This window comes from Paraburkholderia tuberum STM678, from assembly GCF_902833905.1.
Lineage (GTDB): Bacteria > Pseudomonadota > Gammaproteobacteria > Burkholderiales > Burkholderiaceae > Paraburkholderia > Paraburkholderia tuberum.
The window spans coordinates 113376-133236 of the sequence record NZ_CADFGP010000003.1 but is presented as its reverse complement, the minus strand read 5'-3'; the positions used below and the strand labels follow the sequence as shown (position 1 = coordinate 133236).

Sequence of the window (19861 nt, the reverse complement as noted above, 5' to 3'; positions counted from 1 at the left end):
AAAGGACGCTTGGCATCGCTGCGCCGCTCAGTGCCCTCCGCGTAGCGCGGACCTATTCGTCCTCGCTTCTATGCCAGCAGCCAACTGCCGAGATCACACCGCCGCAAACCGAATCACCCCATCCGCATCCTGCGTCCGCTTCAAATCCCCCGCCCGCCACAGCAGATGCAAATGCGCGAGCGCCTCACCCATCGCGAATGTCATCTGATGGATATCGAGCTGGCGCTTGAACATCAGCGGCACGATATCGGCGGCGCTGCGCGGCTTTTCCGCACATGCTTCGCGCACTTCGGCGAGCCGCGCGTCGTGATGCTCGCGCAGTTGCTCAATGCGCGTGCGCACGCCGCGAAACGGCTTGCCATGCGACGGCAGCACGAGCGTAGCTTCAGGCATCGTCTCGTAGCGGCCGAGCGACTCCAGATACAGTTCGAGCGGCGAACCCTCAGGCTCGATATCGAACACCGACACGTTGGTCGAAATGCGCGGCAGCACCATATCGCCGGAAATCAGCGTGCCGGTTTGCGCGCAGTGCAGCGCACAGTGTTCCGGCGAATGGCCGAAGCCCGTCACCACGCGCCACGTCCTACCGCCAATCCTCACGTCCTCGGCTTCGCGCAAACGGCGGTATTGCCCCGGAATCGCCGGCACGAGGCTCGCATAGTAGCTATTGCGATTGCGCAGTTTTTCGAGCGATTCGGCGTCGGTCAGACCGTGCCGCGCGAAGTGCCGCGCCGCGGCCTCGCCACCCGCGTTCGAGCCACCGCCGGTCGCCATCACGCGCGCCTGCATGTATTCGCCGAGTGTCATCCAAAGTCGCGCGTCCCAACGCTTTTTATCGCCACCGCCGCACACCCAGTGCGCCAGGCCGATGTGATCCGGATGGCAATGCGTGACGATCACGCGCAGCACCGGCAGGCCGTCGAGCACCGATTCGAACACGCTCTCCCAATTCGCCTTGATCGTGTCCGACGTGATGCCGCAATCGACCACGGTCCAGCCTTGCTGGCCGTCGATCTCATCGCGCAGCAGCCACAGGTTGATATGGTCGAGCGCGAATGGCAGCGGCATGCGCAGCCAAAGCACGCCGGGCGCGACTTCCATCGTGCGGCCCGCGTCGGGCATCGTGTCGTTGAAGGGGTATTCGAGCTGGTGTTCGAGTGCATTCATGGGGACTGTCTTCCTCCGACGACCCTCCGGCATGGCGAGGTGTGCGATGCCGGTCGGCCGGGTTGTGGTTGCTTTCCGCTCAGGTTGACGATAACGTAAACGTCGATTCTATCGTCCAATCCGGTTTTGTGCCGACCAAGCGGCCACGAGATGTCCCGATGAATACGCAATACACGATCACCGAGCTCGCGCGCGAATTCGACGTCACGCCACGCGCGATCCGTTTCTACGAAGACCAGGGTTTACTCTCGCCGAGCCGCGAGGGTTCGAGCGGCTTGCGGCGCGTCTATTCGGGCCGCGACCGCACGCGTCTGAAGCTCACCTTGCGCGGCAAGCGGCTCGGCTTCACGCTGTCGGAGATCCGTGACCTGCTCGACGTCTACGAATCGCCGACCGATACCGTACCGCAGTTGCACGCGTTCCTCGCGACGGTCGCGCGTCATCGCGAAGTGCTCGAACGTCAGCGAGAAGATCTCGACGCGACGCTCGAAGATCTCGCGCAGTATGAAGCGCAGGCGCGCGCGCTGCTCGATGGCGCGAGGCACGACGCGAAGCCTGCCTGAAGCGGCCTGACTCTGACCGGCGTTTGCGGAGCGCGCGTGATGAATCACTTCCCCAAGCTGTTATCGTCGCAAATCGGTTTCGACGTCGCGCAGACGATGCTCGATGGGTTCGACCGTCACTACCGGATCTTTCGCGACGCGGCGATCCACGCGAAGACGCTGTTCGAAGCCGGCGACTGGCACGGCCTGCAAAAGCTCGCGCGCGACCGCATCACGTCGTACGACGATCGCGTGCAGGAATGCGTGCAGTTGCTCGAAGACGAGTACGACGCGGAGAACATCGACAGCGAAGTGTGGCAGCAGATCAAGCTGCACTACATCGGCCTCCTGACCACGCACCGTCAGCCGGAATGCGCGGAAACCTTCTTTAATTCGGTTTCCTGCAAGATTCTGCATCGCTCGTACTTCAACAACGATTTCATTTTCGTGCGCCCGGCGATCTCGACCGAATACATCGAGAACGACGAACCGGCCGCGAAGCCGACCTACCGCGCGTATTACCCCGGTACTGATGGACTTGCCGCAACGCTCGAACGGGTCGTCACGAACTTCCAGCTCGATCCGCCGTTCGAGGATCTGACGCGCGACGTCGCCTGCGTGATGCAGTCGATTCACGAAGCGTTCGGCACGTTCGACGAAGCGCCGAACTTCCAGATTCACGTGTTGTCGTCGCTGTTTTATCGCAACAAGGGCGCGTATATCGTCGGGCGCATCATCAACGGCGAGGCGCTGCTGCCGTTCGCGGTGCCGCTGCGTCACGTGAAACCGGGCGTGCTCGCGCTCGACACCGTGCTGCTCAAGCGCGAGCAGTTGCTGATCATCTTCAGCTTCTCGCACTCGTATTTTCTGGTCGACATGGAAGTGCCGTCCGCGTATGTCGAGTTTCTGCGCACGATCATGCCGGGCAAGCCGAAGGCGGAAATCTATACATCGGTGGGTCTGCAGAAGCAGGGCAAGAATCTGTTCTATCGTGATCTGCTGCATCACCTGAAGCATTCGAGCGACCGCTTCATCGTCGCGCCCGGCATCAAGGGGCTCGTGATGCTGGTATTCACGTTGCCGTCGTTCCCCTATGTGTTCAAGCTGATCAAGGACAACTTTCCGCCGCCGAAGGAAACCACGCGCGCGCAGATCCAGCAGAAGTATCTGCTCGTCAAACGTCATGACCGGCTCGGCCGGATGGCCGACACGCTCGAATATTCGAGCGTCGCGCTGCCGCTCGCGCGGCTCGACGAAACGCTGTTGCGCGAACTCGAAAAGGAAGTGCCGTCGCTGATCGAGTACGACGGCGACAACCTCGTGATTCGCCATCTGTACCTAGAGCGACGCATGGTGCCGCTCAATCTGTTCCTGCAGAACGGTAACGACGACGACGTCGAGCGCGGCATCAAGGAATACGGCGACGCGGTGAAGGAGCTGATCCAGGCGAACATCTTCCCCGGCGACTTGCTGTACAAGAACTTCGGTGTCACGCGACACGGCCGCGTCGTGTTCTACGACTACGACGAAATCGAATACCTGACCGACTGCAACGTGCGTGCGGTGCCGGCGCCGCGCAACGAGGAAGACGAAATGTCGGACGAGCCGTGGTACGCGGTAGGCCCCCACGATATTTTCCCGGAGACGTACGGCACGTTCCTGCTCGGCGATCCACGCGTGCGGCGCTCGTTCATGCGGCATCACGCGGATTTCTTCGAGCCCGAGCTGTGGCAGCGATACAAGGATTCTCTGCTAAAGGGCGAGCTGCCCGATTTTTTCCCGTACGACCCGAGCGTGCGCTTCTGCGTGCGCTATCCGGAGCGGTTCGCCGAAGCAACCGATGCGCAGGCGAACGAGCCAAATGTGCGCGTGGCTTGATGAATCCCACAAGGGTTCGCATCAGGCAACGCGCGGCGGTAGCCATCCAAGCTATGACCAAGGAGCTCGAACATGAGTGACGCAAACCACAGTGGTATCAACGCCGATCCAATCGTAATCGTCAGCGCGGCGCGCACGCCGATGGCCGGCTTTCAGGGCGACTTCGCGTCGCTGAGCGCGCCGCAACTCGGCGCGGTCGCGATCAAGGCGGCCGTAGAACGAGCGGGTCTGAAGCCCGAGCAGATCGACGAAGCGGTGATCGGCTGCGTGCTGCCCGCCGGTCTCGGCCAGGCGCCCGCGCGCCAGGCAGCGCTCGGTGCGGGTCTGCCGCTCGCCACCGGCTGCACGACGGTCAACAAGATGTGCGGCTCCGGCATGCGCGCGGCGATGTTCGCGCACGACATGCTGGCCGCCGGCTCGCTCGACGTGATCGTCGCGGGCGGCATGGAGAGCATGACGAACGCGCCGTATCTGTTGCCGAAGGCGCGCGGCGGCATGCGCATGGGCCACGGCCAGGTGCTCGACCACATGTTCTACGACGGCCTCGAAGACGCCTACGACAAAGGCCGTCTGATGGGCGCGTTCGCCGAGGAGTGCGCGGCGTCGTTCGACTTCACGCGCGAGGCGCAGGACGCGTTCGCGGTCGAGTCGCTGAACCGCGCAAAGCGCGCGAACGAGGACGGCTCGTTCGACTGGGAAATCGCGCCGGTCACCGTAGCGGCCCGCAACGGCGACGTCACGATCGCGCGCGACGAGCAGCCGTTCAAGGCCAACCTCGACAAGATCCCCACGCTGAAGCCCGCGTTCAGCAAGACCGGCACCGTGACGGCGGCGAACTCGTCGTCGATCTCGGACGGCGCGGCCGCGCTCGTGATGATGCGCGAGTCGACCGCGAAACGGCTCGGCGTGGCGCCGCTCGCGCGCGTCGTCGGTCATTCGACGTTCGCGCAGGCGCCCGCGAAGTTCACCACCGCGCCGGTCGGCGCGATCCGCAAGCTGCTCGGGAAGAACGGCTGGCGCGCCGGCGACGTCGATCTGTACGAGATCAACGAAGCGTTCGCCGTCGTCACGATGGCCGCGATGAAAGAGCACGATTTACCGCACAACAAGGTCAACGTGAACGGCGGCGCGTGCGCGTTAGGCCATCCGATTGGCGCCTCGGGCGCGCGCATTCTCGTCACGCTGATCGGCGCGCTGAAGAATCGTGGTCTGAAGCGCGGTGTCGCGACGCTGTGTATCGGCGGCGGCGAGGCGACCGCGATGGGTGTCGAACTGATCTGATGCATCCACAAAATCTTCGAGGAATACGATGAAAACAGTGTTGATCGTCGGTGCATCGCGTGGCATCGGCCAGGAATTCGTCCGGCAGTACAGAAAGAGCGGCTGGCGCGTGCTCGCGACCGCGCGCGACGGCGCCGCGCTCGATGCGCTCAACGAACTCGGCGCCGAAACCTTCGCGCTCGACGTCACCGCGCCCGAAGACATCGCGGCGCTCGGCTGGAAGCTCGACGGTGAACGGCTCGATGCCGCGATCCTGGTGTCGGGCGTGTACGGTCCGCGCACCGAAGGCATCGAAACGATCACCGCCGAGGACTTCGATCACGTGATGCACACGAACGTGCGCGGCCCGATGCAGCTGCTGCCAATCCTGCTGCCGCTCGTCGAGGAAACGGACGGCGTGCTCGCGGTGATTTCGAGTCGCATGGGCAGCATCGCCGATGCAAGCGGCACGACCGGCTGGCTGTATCGCGCGAGCAAGGCGGCGCTGAACGCCGTGCTGAAGCTCGCGTCGCTCGACGCGCAGCGCGCGACCTGCGTGTCGCTGCATCCCGGCTGGGTGCGCACCGACATGGGCGGCGCGCAGGCCGCGCTCGATCCCGCGCACAGCGTCGCCGGCATGCGCGAGGTGCTGGCGCAGGCGGCGGCATCGCGCGACGCGTTCCACGGCCGCTTCTTTCAGCACGACGGCACGCAGCTCGACTGGTAGACAACTACGTTGCATGGGACCGGAGACACGCTCATGGTGCTTGATCAGGATCACCTGATGGTGCGCGACGCGCTGCGCACCTTCGTGCGCGAAGCGATCACGCCGTACGCGGCGCAATGGGACCGCGAGCGCACCTTTCCGCGCGACGTGCACCGGCAGCTCGCCGAGCTCGGTGCTTATGGCGTGCTGGTGCCCGAAGCGTATGGCGGCGCGGGCATGGACGCGCTCGCGCTCGCGTTGATCCTCGAAGAAATCGCGGCCGGCGACGGCGGCACGTCGACCGCGATCTCGGTGAACAACTGCCCGGTGTGCAGCATCCTGCTCACTTATGGCAACGACGCGCAGAAGCGCGACTGGCTCACGCCGCTCGCGCGCGGCGAGATGCTCGGCGCGTTCTGCCTGACCGAGCCGCAAGCGGGCTCGGATGCGTCGGCGCTGCGCACCACCGCGACACGCGACGGCGACGCGTACGTGCTGAATGGCGTCAAACAGTTCATCACGAGCGGCAAGAACGGCGACGTCGCGATCGTGATGGCCGTCACCGACAAGGCCGCTGGCAAGCGCGGCATCAGCGCGTTCATCGTGCCCACCGGTACGCCGGGCTACGTGGTCGCGCGGGTCGAAGACAAGCTCGGCCAGCATTCGTCGGATACCGCGCAAATCGTATTCGAGGCGTGCCGCGTGCCGGCCGCGAACCTGATCGGCGCGCAAGGCGAAGGCTACCGGATCGCGTTGTCGGGTCTCGAAGGCGGGCGCATCGGTATCGCCGCGCAAAGCGTCGGCATGGCACGCGCCGCGTTCGAGGCGGCGCTGACTTACGCAAAAGAACGCGAGAGCTTCGGCGCGCCGCTGTTCTCGCACCAGGCGGTGCAGTTTCGCCTTGCCGACATGGCGACCCAACTCGAAGCCGCGCGTCAATTGATCTGGCACGCGGCATCGCTGAAGGACGCGGGCCAGCCGTGTCTGACCGAAGCCGCGATGGCAAAACTGTTCGCCTCCGAAGCGGCCGAGCGCATCTGCTCGGCCGCCTTGCAGACTCACGGCGGCTACGGTTATCTGAGCGACTTCCCGGTCGAGCGGATTTACCGCGACGTGCGCGTGTGCCAGATCTACGAAGGCACGAGCGACATCCAGAAGATCCTGATCGCTCGCGCGCTCAACTGAAATTTCAATGAACAAGCCATTGTTGTCACTGCAAAGACCTGTCGACTGTCCGTGCGGCGGCGCCGCGCCCGACGCACGCGGGGGCACCGCGACCAAAGCGCCGCGTTTCGCGCAATGCTGCGGCCGCTATATCGACGGCGGCGAAGCGGCGCCGCGCGCGCTCGAACTGATGCGCTCGCGCTATAGCGCGTACGTGCTCGGTGCAACCGACTACCTGCGCGCGACGTGGGACCCCCGCACCTGCCCCGCCGATCTCGACGTCGATCCCACCGCGCCCGACGCGCCCCGTTGGCTCGGACTGCAGATCAAAGGCTTCGCCGAAAGCGATGCCGATCACGCGACCGTCGAATTCATCGCCCGCTACAAAGTGGGGGGACGTGCTTATCGGTTGCATGAATCGAGTCGATTCGTGCGCGGCGATGATGGCCGCTGGCGTTATGTCGATGGCGACGTCAATGAGTAAATGAAGAGCTCGCGACGATTAAGTAATCGCTGCATTACGCGCCGAAGCTTTCTCGTGCCTTTCACTCGCTCTCGACAAACTTGATAAAGGCCTTTGCATAGGCCTTTTTTCGTTCCTTTCACGCGGGCTTCTTCGTTGGCCTCGCACCACAGCACTGACACGACCTTTACTCCCCGCTTCCCGCCACATGTTCCCGGCCCTTGCCCGGCAAGGCTTTGAAGCCTCGTTCGCACATGCAGCAATTTTTTCGTCACGGGTTCTCCTTGATTGCACAAAACAAAATTGTCGTGCCAGGATGAGTCCGTAGTTTCATGACGTCACATTGCGAGAGCGGGTCATACCGGCTCCGCAACATGCAAAGGAAGGCTGACCGGCCGCTGATCGAACGCGAGCCGCGCGGACTCCGACAGCATCAAGTGACGTTCATCCTCGACGCGTGGGGTCGCGTCGGCCGTTGGGTTCATCCCGTGCGATCTCGATTTGCGTGCGTGCGCTTCCCGCAACGCTCGCGAGTGAGTCTGTTTGTGTCGAAATCGCGAACGAAAGCTGAATGTCAGCAGCGTTTTGCGCAACCGGACAGCACGGAGTTCAGGACACGTCTTTAAAGCAGGTGCATCAATGGTGTTGAGCAAGGTTCTGACGAAGTGTGCGGCGATCTGCGCCGCGGCCACGTGTGCTGTCACGATCGCGCATGCCGATCCGCTCGCCTACTCGTCCCTTTCCGCACACGACGCGACGCCGTCGAGCGACATCCAGGGACCGCTGTCGCGCGCCCGCGTGCCGCGCCTCGCGCTGGACGACGACGTCTACCTGCCCACCGCTCACCTGAACGAAAAGATCATCCGCGTGCCGGTCGACGCCGCCGGCACGGTCACGCTTGAAACCACGATCTACAAGCCGGACGGCCCCGGCCCGTTCCCGATGATCGTCTTCAACCACGGCAAGATTCCGGGCGACCCGCGCACGCAGGAACGCAGCGACCCGCTGCCGTTCGCGCGCGAATTCGTGCGCCGCGGTTACGTCGTCGTCGCGCCGAACCGCCAGGGCTTCGGTCACTCGGACGGCGTGTACGAGCAGGACGGCTGCGACGTCGAGCGCAACGGCCTTGGCCAGGCCGGCGACGTCGCAGCGACGATCAATTACATGTCGAAGCAACCTTATGTCGACGCGACGCACATCGCGGTGGCCGGCACCTCGCATGGCGGTCTTGCGACGATCGCATACGGCACGGAAGCTGCGCCCGGCGTGCGCGCGCTGATCAATTTCTCGGGCGGCCTGCGCCAGGACGCCTGCGAAGACTGGCAAGGCAATCTGACGCGCGCATTCGGCGCGTACGGCGAGAAGACTGCGGTGCCGTCGCTGTGGCTCTATGGCGATAACGATTCGGTGTGGAACGCACGGCTCGTCGCGGGCATGTACGCCGCGTACGGCGCACACGGCGCCAGCGCGAAGATGGTCGACTTCGGCCACTACAAGAACGACGCGCATCGGCTGGTCGGCGACCGCGACGGCGTGCACGTATGGTGGCCGGCCGTCGAAGCGTTCCTCGCGCGCGCCGGTATGCCGACTGCCGTGCAGTATCACGTCGCCGATCCGGCCGCGCCGAAGGCAACCGGATTCGCCGCGCTCGACGCGGTCGACTCGGTGCCGTACCTCGACAACGAGGGCCGCAATGGCTATCGCAACTTCCTGCATCAGTATCCGAGCCGCGCGTTCGCGGTGTCGGATTCGGGCGCGTGGTCGTGGGCCGAGGGCGGCGACGACCCGATGTCGGTGGCGGTGACGAATTGCCAGAAGCAGAGCTCCGATCCGTGCCGGTTGTATGCGGTCGATAACGCGGTCGTGTGGGGCAATCAGAACTCGCAGACGGCGGATGCAAGCGATGCCGATGCCAATGGGCGCAAAGCGATTGCGAGCCGGGAGTGAAGTACGAATAGAGGCGTGAGTCGAGGCGTGAGTCGCGCCTGATTCTGATGTGCCGCAAGCCCGCCGTATCGGCGGGCTTTTTCTTGTGCGCTCAGTTCCCCCGCAAAAAACACCTCGTCACCCCAAATTCTGGCCAGTAACAGCCCACTACTTTGACGTCGCTATCTCCGTCGATTGGCGAGCTTCCCTCACGAACTCGAACGAGCTGCATCGAACGATGCTAAACCTCCACGCCACCGCGAAATACGAGCATTTCGCGGTTGATGCGCGCGACCAAATAAACCGCTAATCTCGACCCCGCGCACTCGCCGAGGCTTGCGTGCGTGGCAAAAAAGCACCCTGGAGTACCTCTTTGGAAAAGTCAGCAGTCCCCCCGGTCGCCCCTGAAGATTGGGTCGCCCGCAGCCTGCGCGCGGTGTGGCATCCGTGCACGCAGATGAAGCACCACGAACGTCTGCCGCTGATCCCCGTCGCGCGCGGTCAAGGCGCGTGGCTGTACGATCGCGCCGGTCATCGCTATCTCGACGCGATCAGTTCGTGGTGGGTCAATCTGTTCGGTCATGCGAACCCGCGCATCAACGCGGCGCTGAAAGATCAGCTCGATACGCTCGAACACGCGATGCTCGCCGGCTGCACACACGAGCCCGCCGTCGAACTCGCGGAACGTCTGCACGCGTTGACCGGCAACACGCTCGGCCACGCGTTCTTCGCGTCGGATGGCGCGTCGGCGGTCGAGATCGCGCTGAAGATGAGCTTTCACAGCTGGCGCAACCGGGGCTACGCCGACAAGCAGGAATTCGTCTGCATCGCCAACAGCTACCACGGCGAGACGATCGGCGCGCTCGGCGTGACCGACGTCGCGCTGTTCAAGGACGCGTACGATCCGCTGATTCGTCACGCCCACGTCGTCGCCTCGCCCGATGCGCGGCTCGCGCAAGCGGGCGAAACCGCCGCCGACGTCGCGCGCCGCGCGCTCGACCATGTGCGCGCGCTGTTCGAGGCGCGCGCGAACCGCATCGCCGCACTGATCGTCGAGCCGCTCGTGCAATGCGCGGCCGGCATGGCGATGCACGACGCGTCGTACGTCGCCGGATTGCGCGCGTTGTGCGACCGGTACGGCGTGCATCTGATCGCCGACGAAATCGCAGTCGGCTGCGGCCGCACCGGCACGTTCTTCGCGTGCGAACAGGCGGGCGTGTGGCCGGACTTCCTGTGTCTGTCGAAAGGCATCAGCGGCGGCTATCTGCCGCTGTCGATCGTGCTGTCGCGCGACGAGATCTTCGCGGCCTTCTATCACGACGATACCGCGCGCGGCTTCCTGCACTCGCACTCGTACACCGGCAATCCGCTCGCGTGCCGCGCCGCGCTCGCGACGCTCGATCTGTTCACGAGCGACGACGTGCTCGCCGCCAACGCACGCAAATCGGCGACCCTCGCGGCCGCGCTCGCGCCGCTCGTCGAGCACGCGCAGGTGCGCAATCTGCGTCAGCGCGGCACGATCTTCGCGTTCGACGCAATGATCGACGATCCTCAGCAAGCCAAAACGTTCTCGCGCCGCTTCTTCGAAAACGCGCTGCAACGCGAGCTGTTGTTGCGCCCGATCGGCACCACCGTGTATCTGATGCCGCCGTACATCCTCGAAGACGAAGAACTCGCGCTGCTCGCCACGCGCACGCGTGACACCTTCGACGCCACGCTCGCGGAGGCCCGCTGATGCATCTGCTCGACACACTCGCCGAAGGCCTGAAGGAAATCGACGCGCGCGGCCTGCGCCGACGCCGGCGCACCGCCGACACACCGTGCGCCGCGCACATGACGGTCGACGGCCGTGAAATCATAGGCTTCGCGAGCAACGACTATCTGGGCCTTGCCGCGCATCCGCAATTGATCGACGCGATCGCCGAAGGCGCGCGCCTGTATGGCGCGGGCAGCGGCGGCTCGCATCTGCTCGGCGGTCATTCGCGTGCGCATGCGCAACTCGAAGACGATCTCGCTGAATTTGCCGGCGGCTTTCTCGACGACGCCCGCGCGTTGTATTTCAGCACCGGCTATATGGCGAATCTCGCGACGCTGACCACGCTCGCGGGCCGCGGCACGACGCTGTTCTCCGATGCGCTCAATCACGCTTCGCTGATCGACGGCGCGCGGCTGTCGCGCGCGGATGTCCAGATCTATCCGCACTGCGACGTGGATGCATTGAGCGCGATGCTCGAAGCGTCGGAGGCGGACGTCAAGGTGATCGTGTCCGACACGGTGTTCAGCATGGACGGCGACATCGCGCCGCTGCCGCGTTTGCTCGAACTCGCCGAGCGGCACGGCGCATGGCTGATCGTCGACGATGCGCACGGCTTCGGCGTGCTCGGTCCGCAAGGCCGTGGCGCGATCGCGCAGGCCGCGCTGCGCTCGCCGCATCTGATCTCGATCGGCACGCTCGGCAAGGCGGCGGGTGTCTCCGGCGCGTTCGTCGTCGCGCATGCGACCGTGATCGAATGGCTCGTGCAGCGCGCGCGTCCGTATATCTTCACGACCGCGTCGGTGCCCGCGGCCGCGCATGCGGTGTCGGCGAGCCTGCACATCATCGGTGGCGAGGAAGGCGATGCGCGCCGCGCGCATCTCCAGCAACTAATCGAACGCACGCGCGCGATGCTGAAGGCGACGCCGTGGCTGCCCGTCGATTCACATACGGCCGTGCAACCGCTGATCATCGGCGCGAACGATGCGACGCTCGACATCGCCGCGTCGCTCGATCTCGCGGGGCTGTGGGTGCCCGCGATCCGTCCGCCGACCGTGCCGACCGGCACGTCGCGCCTGCGCATCTCGCTGTCGGCCGCGCATTCGCATGCGGATCTCGACCGGCTCGAGGCCGGCCTGCAACAAGTCGGAGCGCGCGCGGCATGAGCAACTTGAATAACGATGACGGCGCGCTATCGCTGTTCGTCACCGGCACTGATACGGAAATCGGCAAGACCTTCGTGTCGTCGGCGCTATTGCGCGGCTTCGTGCGCGAAGGCCTGCAGGCAGCAGCGATGAAGCCGATCGCGGCGGGCGCGTTCGAAGTGAACGGCGTGCTGCACAACGAGGACGCGGATCAGCTCGATGCCGCGTCGAGCGTGCTGCTACCGCCCGCCATGCGCACGCCGTATCTGCTGAGGGAACCGGCCGCGCCGCACATCGCGGCGGCGCTGGAAAACGTCTCGTTCGATCTCGAGCACATCGTCGCGTGCCACAGCCAAGCGTTGAAGCTCGCCGAGGTGGTCGTTGTCGAAGGTGTCGGCGGCTTTCGCGTGCCGTTGACCGCGACGCAGGACACCGCCGATCTCGCCGTCGCGCTGAAGCTGCCGGTGGTGCTGGTGGTCGGCATGCGGCTCGGCTGCATCAGCCACGCGCTGCTGACTGCCGAAGCGATCGCCGCGCGCGGTCTAACGCTCGCAGGCTGGGTCGCGAATCGCATCGACCCGGACATGACCTTTCCCGACGAAAACATCGCGTCGATTCGCGTGCATTTCGCGCAAGCGTACGACGCGCCGTTGCTCGGCGTCGTGCCGCATATCAGCCCGCCGTCGCCGGAGCTTGCGACCGACCAACTCGAAATTCGACGGCTTTTGCAAACGCTGCGCCGATCGCGCGCGGCATAGCGCCGCCCCGCAGAGCCGAACCCCATTTCATCCGTACACGAGGATCGATCACATGACACAACTGAATATCGCAGCGGGCACCGCCGAAGCGAGCGCCGCCAACAGCAATCCGACCGCAGCCGCTACTGAAGCGAAACCGCTCGCGCGTTGGCGCGTCGCCGATATCGTCGCGTTGTACGAACTGCCGTTCAACGACCTGCTGTTTCGCGCGCAGCAAACGCATCGCGAGCATTTCGACGCCAATGCGGTGCAACTGTCGACGCTGCTGTCGATCAAGACCGGCGGCTGCGAAGAGGATTGCGCATACTGTCCGCAATCGGTGCATCACGACACGGGTCTCGCCGCCGACAAGCTGATGCCGGTCGACGAAGTGCTGGCCGCCGCGCAGGTCGCAAAGCAGAACGGCGCAACGCGCTTCTGCATGGGCGCCGCGTGGCGCAATCCGAAGGACCGCCACCTGGAGCCGATCAAGGACATGATCCGCGGCGTGAAGGCGATGGGCCTCGAAACCTGCGTGACGCTCGGCATGCTCGAAACGCACCAGGCGCAAGCGCTGCGCGATGCGGGCCTCGACTACTACAACCACAATCTCGATACGTCGCCGGAGTTCTACGGCCAGATCATTTCGACGCGCACGTACCAGGATCGGCTCGACACGCTCGAACGCGTGCGCGACGCGGGCATCAACGTGTGCTGCGGCGGCATCGTCGGGATGGGCGAATCGCGCCGCGAACGCGCGGGGCTGATCGCGCAGCTCGCGAACATGGAGCCGTATCCGGAATCGGTGCCGATCAACAATCTGGTGCAGGTGCAAGGCACGCCGCTGAGCGGGACCGAAGCGATCGATCCGTTCGAATTCGTGCGCACGATCGCGATTGCGCGCATCACGATGCCGCGCGCGATGGTACGTCTATCGGCCGGACGCGAGCAGATGGATGAGGCGTTGCAGGCAATGTGCTTCCTCGCGGGCGCGAATTCGATTTTCTACGGCGATCAGTTGCTGACCACGAGCAACCCGCAGGCGGAAGCGGATCGCAAGCTGCTCGCGCGCCTGGGGATTCGCGCTGAGGCTGCGCAGCAGATGCCGGTTGAGCAGAGTGGGGGCGAGCATGGGTGTGCGCATGGGCACGGGGATCACAGCGTGGCGAATTGAGTCGCGGAACCGCTGAGCCGCATGCGCTGCGTGCGCGAACTAATGGTCTGCGTCGCCGCATAGTGGCGAAATTCACCCCGAAAGTTGGACGTTGATCCAATCTTCGGGGTGTTTTTCATGGCGAAGCTTTGATCACCAATTCAAGAAACCTAATCAAAATACAAATTGCGTCAAATTAGGAATTGTCGCGATCGGTCGAGTGCACGAAAGCATGTGCGTGCCTCGCTGCGCAAGGAATCCAGGCAATCATTGTCCCGCTCGGTCGCGCATCGATGAACCAGGTTTTTGTGCTTTCGTTATGGGGCAAACGAAGAAATGCGCGGGTACGCGCGAACTCGACGCCCACCACGGCATGCATCTTGAAGCGCACGTCCGTGCGCAAACGCGCGCGATTTGCGTCGAAAAAGTAGAATGAAGCCTGTTCATACCGGGAGGAGACCCGATCCCGCACGCGTCGTCCGATTGCCGTCGCGCGCTCCGGGTCCGTCCCGCTCACGCCCACATCGACGCCGACGCATTCCGGACCGCATGAAAATACTCTTCTACGCACCGCACACCGAGGCCGCCGCGTGGCTGCACGACTTTGCGCGCGCGCTACCCGCCGCCGAGCTGCGCGAATGGAAGCCCGGCGACACCGGCCCAGCCGATTTCGCGGTGGTCTGGCGTCCGCCGCGCGAGATGCTGGCCGGACGCAATACGCTGCGCGCGATCTTCAATCTCGGCGCTGGCGTCGATGCGATTCTCGCGCTCGAACGCGCGCATCCGGGCACGTTGCCGCCCGAGGTGCCGTTGATTCGCCTCGAAGATACCGGCATGGGCGCGCAGATGGCCGAGTACGTGACGCATGCGGTGCTGCGCTATCTGCGCCGCTTCGACGAATATCAGGTGCTGCAAGGCGAGCGCCGCTGGAAAGTGCTCGAGCCGCATCCGCGCGCAACGTTCACGGTGGGTGTGCTCGGGCTCGGCGTGCTCGGCACGCAGGTCGCGCAAACGCTCGCTTCGTTCGGCCTGCCGGTGCGCGGCTTTACTCGCGGCGAGAAGCAGATCGGTGGCATCGCGACGTTCGCCGGCGACGCGCAATTCGATAGCTTCCTCGACGGCGCGAAGGTGCTCGTCAATCTGCTGCCGCATACACCCGACACGGAAAGCGTGCTGAATGCGCGAGTCTTCGCGAAGCTCGCGCGCGGCGCATATCTGATCAACGTCGCGCGCGGCGCGCATCTCGTCGAAGCGGATCTGCTCGCTGCGCTCGCGAGCGGCCAGCTCGCCGCCGCGACGCTCGACGTGTTCCGCGAGGAACCGCTGCCCGCCGATCATCCTTTCTGGCGCGAGCCGCGCGTCACGATCACGCCGCACACGTCGGCGCTGACGTTGCGCGAGGACAGCGTCGCGCAGGTCGCGGACAAGATCGGCGCGATGATGCGCGGCGAGCAGGTGAGCGGCGCAGTGCAACTGGAACGCGGCTACTGAGTGAAACCCGCGCCCGCACGCGTCGCAGGCGTGCGGGCTGACTTGAATTGCAGCAACGCGGCAGCACCCATCCCGGATGGGACAGCGATCAAACCGCATCGGATCGGAGACACATCATGGCCTTACCGAAGCAAGTGAAAATCGTCGAAGTGGGTCCGCGCGACGGGCTGCAGAACGAAAAGGAATTCGTGCCGACCGCGACCAAGATCGAGCTGATCAACCGTCTGTCGGCGGCGGGCTTCCGCAACGTCGAGGCGGCGTCGTTCGTGTCGCCGAAATGGGTGCCGCAGATGGCCGACGGCGCCGACGTGATGGCCGGCATCGAGCGCCGCGACGGCACGATTTACTCGGTGCTGACGCCGAACCTGCGCGGTCTCGAAGGCGCGCTCGCCGCGCGCGCCGACGAGATCGTCATCTTCGGCGCGGCGAGCGAGGCGTTCTCGCAGAAGAACATCAACTGCAGCATCGCGGAGAGCATCGAGCGATTCGCGCCAGTCGCCGCGGCGGCGAAACAACATAAGCTGCGGATTCGCGGCAGCGTGTCATGCGCGCTCGGCTGTCCGTACCAGGGCGAAGTGCCGGTCGCGTCGGTCGTCGACGTCGTCAAGCGCTTCGCGGCGCTCGGCTGCGACGAGATCGATATCGCCGACACGATCGGCGTCGGCACGCCGAAGCGCACCCGCGAAGTGTTCGAGGCCGTGACCGAAGTGTTTCCGCGCGAGCATCTGTCGGGACACTTCCACGATACGTATGGCCAGGCGCTCGCGAATATCTACGCGGCGCTGCTCGAAGGCGTCGAGATTTTTCATGCATCGGTCGCGGGGCTCGGCGGCTGTCCGTATGCGAAGGGCGCGACCGGCAACGTCGCGACCGAAGACGTGCTGTATCTGATGAACGGCCTCGGCATCGAGACCGGTATCGACCTCGCGCAAGTGGTCGAAATCGGCGACTTCATTTCGAACGCGATCGGCCGGTCCAACGTGTCGCGCGCCGGTAAAGCGCTGCTCGCGAAGGCGCGCAGCGAAGCAAACACCTGCGTATAACCGCAGCATCCATTTTCATTCAGGGTCCCAAACAATGAACGACCTCGCGTCCTTCGACTCCGACGATCTCGCCGCGCTGCCCGACTCGGCACGTCGCGTCGCGCTGCTGCTACGCGAACGCGGTCACGCGGGGCGAATCGTGATGCTGCCGGAAACCGGCAAGACTTCCGCCGAAGCGGCCGCCGGACTCGGCTGCTCGGTCGCGCAGATTGCGAAGTCGATCCTGTTCCGGCGCCGCGAAGACGACGCGCCGGTGCTCGTGATCGCGAGCGGCGCGAATCGTGTCGACGAAAAGAAAGTGGCCGCGCAGGTCGGCGAGATCGGCCGCGCGGACGCGAAGTTCGTGCGCGAGAAAACCGGCTATGCGATCGGTGGCGTGTGCCCGGTCGGTCACGCGACCGAGCCGCTCACGTTGATCGATGCGGATTTGCTCGAACTGGAGAGCCTGTGGGCGGCCGCCGGTCATCCGCACGCGGTGTTCAATCTGACCGCGCAGGAGCTGATCTCGCTCACAGGCGCGCCGGTCGTCGATGTCGCGTTGCGCGAGCCGGCCTGAACACGATGGCGAGCGGCAACGATTACGACGACAGGGACGACGGCGGTTGCGTGCCGTCGCCGTGCATCAGCGTGTGCAGGATGGATGCATCGACCGGCTGGTGCGAAGGATGCCTGCGCACGATCGACGAAATCGCCGGCTGGTCGACGCTCGACAACGACGCGAAGCGCGCGGTGTGGGACGCGATCGAAGTGCGCCACGCGACGTTAATGGCGCTGCGCACGACATCGACGACGAAGGAGAAGCAATGAACGCCGCGCCGCGCATCGTGACGCCCGGTGAGACGTTCAGTTCGACGCTCGAGTTGTCGGTGGATTCGATCAAATCGTTCGCGACGCTCGTCGTCGATCTGAACCCGTTGCATCACGATGAAGCGTATGCCGCGCAAAGCCGCTTTGGAGGCTTGATCGCGTCGGGCACGCAACCCACCGCGTATTTCATGGCGCTGCTCGCCACGCATTTCTCTACTTACGCGCAACCGCTCGGCCTCGAATTCGATATCAAGCTGAAGAAGGCAGTGCAGGCGCACGACACGCTGACGATCACGTGGCGTGTGCACGACGCTCACTGGAAGCCGAGCCTGAACGGCGATCTGACCTATCTCGAAGGTTCGGTGGTCAATCAGCGCGGCGAGCTGATGTTGACGGGTACCTCGACGATCCTCGTGATGCCGAAGCCCCCCGCGGTCGCAAACGCGCACGCGAGCACGGCCACGCCATGATCGCGCTGCCCGCATCGATCCGGGTTTTCGAGCGCGGCTGGCTGTCGTCGAACAACGTGCTGCTCGTCGACGACACATGCGCCGCGCTGGTCGATACCGGCTATGCGACGCACGCATCGCAAACGGTCGCGCTGGTACTCAATGCGTTGCGCACGCGGCCGCTCGATCTGATCATCAACACGCACCTGCATTCGGACCACTGCGGCGGCAACGCGCTGTTGCAGGCTACGTGGCCGTGCCACACGCTGATCCCCGCATCGGAAGCAAACGCGGTACGCGATTGGGACGAAACTCGCCTCACCTTTCGCGCGACCGGTCAAACCTGCGAGCGCTTCGGCTTCACCGGCACGCTGACACCCGGCGCGCGCTTGCGGCTGGGCGCACTCGACTGGCAGGTGCTCGGCGCGCCCGGCCACGATCCGCATTCGCTGATGCTCTATTGCGCGGACGAACGCTTGCTGATCAGCGCGGATGCGCTGTGGGAAAACGGCTTCGGCGTGATCTTTCCCGAACTCGAAGGCGAAAGCGGCTTCGCCGAGCAGCAAGCCGTGCTCGACCTGATCGCAACGCTCGACGTGCGCGTCGTCATCCCAGGCCACGGCGCGCCGTTCACGCAGGTCGAAGCGGCGCTCGAACGCGCGATGTCGCGCGTCGCCTGGTTGCGCGCCGATCCCGCGCGCAACGCAAGGAACGCGCTGAAGGTGCTGATCGTATTCAAGCTGCTCGAAGTCCGCGAGATGAGCGTGGACACGCTTTTGCGCATGCTCGACGACGCGGCCGTGATGCGCGCCGCCGCCTCGATGCTGAAGCCGCGCGGCGAATGGCCCGCGTTGCTGAAGGGAATGATCGGGGAGCTTGCGGCGAACGGTGGACCGCTCGAAGTGGACGGCACGCGCATTCTCGCGCGGCATTGAACTGTGATGTGACCGGTTCGACCGGCGCGGTGGAAAAGCGCACCGGAACGCAAAACCGTGCTGCCAAAAAGAAAACCGCTCGACGAAGCGAGCGGCGGAACATCTGTTGGACGTGATCAGCGTCGCTGTCGATGATACGCGTGTGGGTTTTTGCATCGCATCGGTGATTTCCCTACAGAAATTTGACGCCACGTTTTACGAATGCATACACGATCTGTCATCAAACGGCGTTAGGCGCTTGAACGCTTGCGCGTTATTCCGGGATCCGTAGCAATATCCGATTGAATGTCGAATCGGCATCACGTGGACGATAAGCGCTTTCTCTGCGGCACGATCCGCCATCCGAGATTGACGCCCGCCGCCGCCAGCAGAATCAGCGCGGCGCCGAGCACCTGAATCCATGCGAGCGTCTGTCCGAACGCGAGCCGGTCGACGATGATCGCGACCACCGGATAGATGAACGACAACGCGCCCGTCATCGACGTCGGCAGCTTCTGGATCGCGCCATATAGCAGCACGTACATGAGACCGGTATGGACGACGCCGAGCACGACCAGTTCGAGCCACTGCGCGCCGTTTGCCGGCAACGCGTCGAAGCGTACGAACGGCGCGAGCAACAGCACGCCGAGCGATACCTGGATCAGCGCGAGCAGATGCGGCGGCGTGCCCTTCAGCCGCTTCGTGATGATCGACGACACCGCGTACATCGCCGCCGCGCCGACCGCATAGGCGACGCCGACCAGATACTGCCCCGGCACCGCGAGCACGGCCGGCTCGACCTTCACGACGAACACGAGCCCGACGAACGCGACCACGAGCCACGCGATCGTCGATGCGCTGATGCGCTCGCGAAACACCAGCGCGCCGAGCCCGACCAACATGAACGGCTGCGTGTTGTAGACGGCCGTTGCCATCGAAATCGACGCGCGCGAATACGCGGCGAACAGCAATACCCAGTTCACGACGATCGCCGCGCCGCCGAGCAACGCGAGGCCGAGCATCTTCCACGAAAACAGCTCGCGGCGGAACAGGCCGAGTACGGCGCACACGAGCGCGAGCGTCGCGCCGCCGAAAATGCAGCGGAAAAACACCACGTTGAAGGGGCTTTGCTGCGACGACACGACAAGCCAGCCGATCGTGCCCGACATCAGCATCGCGACGCTCATCTGCGCCGCGCCACGGCGGATGTCGCTGGGCGAACTGCTCGAGGTCGTGACGGAAGCCTTGTTTGAAGCCATGATT

Annotated in this window: 19 protein-coding genes; 17 read left to right on the top strand and 2 right to left on the bottom strand. The window is 64.6% G+C overall.

The window, feature by feature from the left end; all coding sequences use genetic code 11:
* Nucleotides 1-93: 93 nt before the first annotated feature.
* Nucleotides 94-1167, bottom strand: coding sequence for an MBL fold metallo-hydrolase (locus tag HWY30_RS03440; protein WP_090802784.1), 1074 nt, complete (start codon nucleotides 1165-1167; stop codon nucleotides 94-96).
* Nucleotides 1168-1325: 158 nt separating this feature from the next.
* On the opposite strand from HWY30_RS03440, the gene HWY30_RS03435 reads away from it, so the two are divergent.
* The 17 genes from HWY30_RS03435 to HWY30_RS03355 all read left to right on the top strand — a co-directional run bounded on the left by HWY30_RS03435 (nucleotide 1326) and on the right by HWY30_RS03355 (nucleotide 18619).
* Nucleotides 1326-1730 (top strand): MerR family transcriptional regulator, encoded by a 405-nt coding sequence (locus tag HWY30_RS03435; RefSeq protein WP_090802783.1) that lies wholly within the window; start codon nucleotides 1326-1328, stop codon nucleotides 1728-1730.
* Nucleotides 1731-1769: 39 nt separating this feature from the next.
* On the top strand, nucleotides 1770-3587 hold the full coding sequence (aceK, locus tag HWY30_RS03430; protein WP_090802781.1) for a bifunctional isocitrate dehydrogenase kinase/phosphatase: 1818 nt from the start codon (nucleotides 1770-1772) through the stop codon (nucleotides 3585-3587).
* A gap of 72 nt (nucleotides 3588-3659) precedes the next feature.
* The gene (locus tag HWY30_RS03425) at nucleotides 3660-4868 is read left to right on the top strand and encodes an acetyl-CoA C-acetyltransferase (RefSeq protein ID WP_090802779.1); all 1209 of its coding nucleotides are present in this window, start codon (nucleotides 3660-3662) and stop codon (nucleotides 4866-4868) included.
* A 28-nt stretch (nucleotides 4869-4896) separates the two neighbouring features.
* The gene (locus HWY30_RS03420; protein WP_090802777.1) at nucleotides 4897-5574 is read left to right on the top strand and encodes an SDR family oxidoreductase; all 678 of its coding nucleotides are present in this window, start codon (nucleotides 4897-4899) and stop codon (nucleotides 5572-5574) included.
* Nucleotides 5575-5607: 33 nt separating this feature from the next.
* Nucleotides 5608-6738: an acyl-CoA dehydrogenase family protein gene (locus HWY30_RS03415; protein WP_090802776.1), complete on the top strand. Its 1131-nt coding sequence runs from the start codon at nucleotides 5608-5610 to the stop codon at nucleotides 6736-6738.
* A 7-nt stretch (nucleotides 6739-6745) separates the two neighbouring features.
* Nucleotides 6746-7201, top strand: a complete 456-nt coding sequence (locus HWY30_RS03410; protein ID WP_090802774.1) for a YchJ family protein — start codon at nucleotides 6746-6748, stop codon at nucleotides 7199-7201.
* Nucleotides 7202-7819: 618 nt separating this feature from the next.
* The gene (locus HWY30_RS03405) at nucleotides 7820-9127 is read left to right on the top strand and encodes a dienelactone hydrolase family protein (protein WP_090802773.1); all 1308 of its coding nucleotides are present in this window, start codon (nucleotides 7820-7822) and stop codon (nucleotides 9125-9127) included.
* Nucleotides 9128-9479: 352 nt separating this feature from the next.
* The gene (gene bioA, locus HWY30_RS03400) at nucleotides 9480-10841 is read left to right on the top strand and encodes an adenosylmethionine--8-amino-7-oxononanoate transaminase (RefSeq protein ID WP_090802771.1); all 1362 of its coding nucleotides are present in this window, start codon (nucleotides 9480-9482) and stop codon (nucleotides 10839-10841) included.
* The gene (bioF, locus tag HWY30_RS03395) at nucleotides 10841-12025 is read left to right on the top strand and encodes an 8-amino-7-oxononanoate synthase (RefSeq protein ID WP_090802770.1); all 1185 of its coding nucleotides are present in this window, start codon (nucleotides 10841-10843) and stop codon (nucleotides 12023-12025) included. The genes bioA and bioF overlap by 1 nt, the downstream gene beginning before the upstream one ends.
* A complete protein-coding gene (gene bioD / locus HWY30_RS03390; RefSeq protein WP_090802768.1) occupies nucleotides 12022-12762 on the top strand; it encodes a dethiobiotin synthase in 741 nt (246 codons plus the stop codon). Before bioF ends, bioD begins: the two co-directional genes overlap by 4 nt.
* 52 nt (nucleotides 12763-12814) lie before the next feature.
* Nucleotides 12815-13915, top strand: a complete 1101-nt coding sequence (gene bioB / locus HWY30_RS03385) for a biotin synthase BioB (RefSeq protein ID WP_090802766.1) — start codon at nucleotides 12815-12817, stop codon at nucleotides 13913-13915.
* A 528-nt stretch (nucleotides 13916-14443) separates the two neighbouring features.
* Nucleotides 14444-15385 (top strand): 2-hydroxyacid dehydrogenase, encoded by a 942-nt coding sequence (locus HWY30_RS03380; RefSeq protein ID WP_090802763.1) that lies wholly within the window; start codon nucleotides 14444-14446, stop codon nucleotides 15383-15385.
* A gap of 116 nt (nucleotides 15386-15501) precedes the next feature.
* Nucleotides 15502-16428, top strand: a complete 927-nt coding sequence (locus tag HWY30_RS03375) for a hydroxymethylglutaryl-CoA lyase (protein ID WP_090802761.1) — start codon at nucleotides 15502-15504, stop codon at nucleotides 16426-16428.
* Nucleotides 16429-16462: 34 nt separating this feature from the next.
* On the top strand, nucleotides 16463-16984 hold the full coding sequence (locus HWY30_RS03370) for a YbaK/EbsC family protein (RefSeq protein WP_090802760.1): 522 nt from the start codon (nucleotides 16463-16465) through the stop codon (nucleotides 16982-16984).
* Nucleotides 16985-16989: 5 nt separating this feature from the next.
* Complete coding sequence (locus HWY30_RS03365; protein WP_090802758.1) at nucleotides 16990-17235, top strand: DUF1289 domain-containing protein; 246 nt, start codon at nucleotides 16990-16992, stop codon at nucleotides 17233-17235.
* Nucleotides 17232-17705: a MaoC family dehydratase gene (locus tag HWY30_RS03360; protein ID WP_090802757.1), complete on the top strand. Its 474-nt coding sequence runs from the start codon at nucleotides 17232-17234 to the stop codon at nucleotides 17703-17705. The genes HWY30_RS03365 and HWY30_RS03360 overlap by 4 nt, the downstream gene beginning before the upstream one ends.
* Nucleotides 17702-18619 carry an MBL fold metallo-hydrolase gene (locus HWY30_RS03355; RefSeq protein ID WP_090802756.1) on the top strand — a complete coding sequence of 306 codons (918 nt, stop codon included), beginning with the start codon at nucleotides 17702-17704 and terminating at the stop codon, nucleotides 18617-18619. Before HWY30_RS03360 ends, HWY30_RS03355 begins: the two co-directional genes overlap by 4 nt.
* Before the next feature lie 299 nt (nucleotides 18620-18918).
* Here the strand turns inward: HWY30_RS03355 and HWY30_RS03350 are convergent, their stop codons facing one another.
* Complete coding sequence (locus tag HWY30_RS03350) at nucleotides 18919-19857, bottom strand: DMT family transporter (protein WP_090802754.1); 939 nt, start codon at nucleotides 19855-19857, stop codon at nucleotides 18919-18921.
* Nucleotides 19858-19861: the final 4 nt, after the last annotated feature.

What these genes read in the sequence shown, in the direction of transcription:
- bioF (WP_090802770.1), top strand. Translation starts at nt 10,841, where the DNA reads ATGCATCTGCTCGACACACTCGCCGAAGGCCTGAAGGAAATCGACGCG.
- HWY30_RS03405 (WP_090802773.1), top strand. Translation starts at nt 7,820, where the DNA reads ATGGTGTTGAGCAAGGTTCTGACGAAGTGTGCGGCGATCTGCGCCGCG.
- HWY30_RS03435 (WP_090802783.1), top strand. Translation starts at nt 1,326, where the DNA reads ATGAATACGCAATACACGATCACCGAGCTCGCGCGCGAATTCGACGTC.
- HWY30_RS03440 (WP_090802784.1), bottom strand. Translation starts at nt 1,167, where the DNA reads ATGAATGCACTCGAACACCAGCTCGAATACCCCTTCAACGACACGATG.
- HWY30_RS03370 (WP_090802760.1), top strand. Translation starts at nt 16,463, where the DNA reads ATGAACGACCTCGCGTCCTTCGACTCCGACGATCTCGCCGCGCTGCCC.
- HWY30_RS03375 (WP_090802761.1), top strand. Translation starts at nt 15,502, where the DNA reads ATGGCCTTACCGAAGCAAGTGAAAATCGTCGAAGTGGGTCCGCGCGAC.
- HWY30_RS03365 (WP_090802758.1), top strand. Translation starts at nt 16,990, where the DNA reads ATGGCGAGCGGCAACGATTACGACGACAGGGACGACGGCGGTTGCGTG.
- HWY30_RS03425 (WP_090802779.1), top strand. Translation starts at nt 3,660, where the DNA reads ATGAGTGACGCAAACCACAGTGGTATCAACGCCGATCCAATCGTAATC.
- aceK (WP_090802781.1), top strand. Translation starts at nt 1,770, where the DNA reads ATGAATCACTTCCCCAAGCTGTTATCGTCGCAAATCGGTTTCGACGTC.
- HWY30_RS03360 (WP_090802757.1), top strand. Translation starts at nt 17,232, where the DNA reads ATGAACGCCGCGCCGCGCATCGTGACGCCCGGTGAGACGTTCAGTTCG.
- HWY30_RS03415 (WP_090802776.1), top strand. Translation starts at nt 5,608, where the DNA reads ATGGTGCTTGATCAGGATCACCTGATGGTGCGCGACGCGCTGCGCACC.
- HWY30_RS03350 (WP_090802754.1), bottom strand. Translation starts at nt 19,857, where the DNA reads ATGGCTTCAAACAAGGCTTCCGTCACGACCTCGAGCAGTTCGCCCAGC.
- bioB (WP_090802766.1), top strand. Translation starts at nt 12,815, where the DNA reads ATGACACAACTGAATATCGCAGCGGGCACCGCCGAAGCGAGCGCCGCC.
- bioD (WP_090802768.1), top strand. Translation starts at nt 12,022, where the DNA reads ATGAGCAACTTGAATAACGATGACGGCGCGCTATCGCTGTTCGTCACC.
- HWY30_RS03355 (WP_090802756.1), top strand. Translation starts at nt 17,702, where the DNA reads ATGATCGCGCTGCCCGCATCGATCCGGGTTTTCGAGCGCGGCTGGCTG.
- HWY30_RS03380 (WP_090802763.1), top strand. Translation starts at nt 14,444, where the DNA reads ATGAAAATACTCTTCTACGCACCGCACACCGAGGCCGCCGCGTGGCTG.
- HWY30_RS03420 (WP_090802777.1), top strand. Translation starts at nt 4,897, where the DNA reads ATGAAAACAGTGTTGATCGTCGGTGCATCGCGTGGCATCGGCCAGGAA.
- HWY30_RS03410 (WP_090802774.1), top strand. Translation starts at nt 6,746, where the DNA reads ATGAACAAGCCATTGTTGTCACTGCAAAGACCTGTCGACTGTCCGTGC.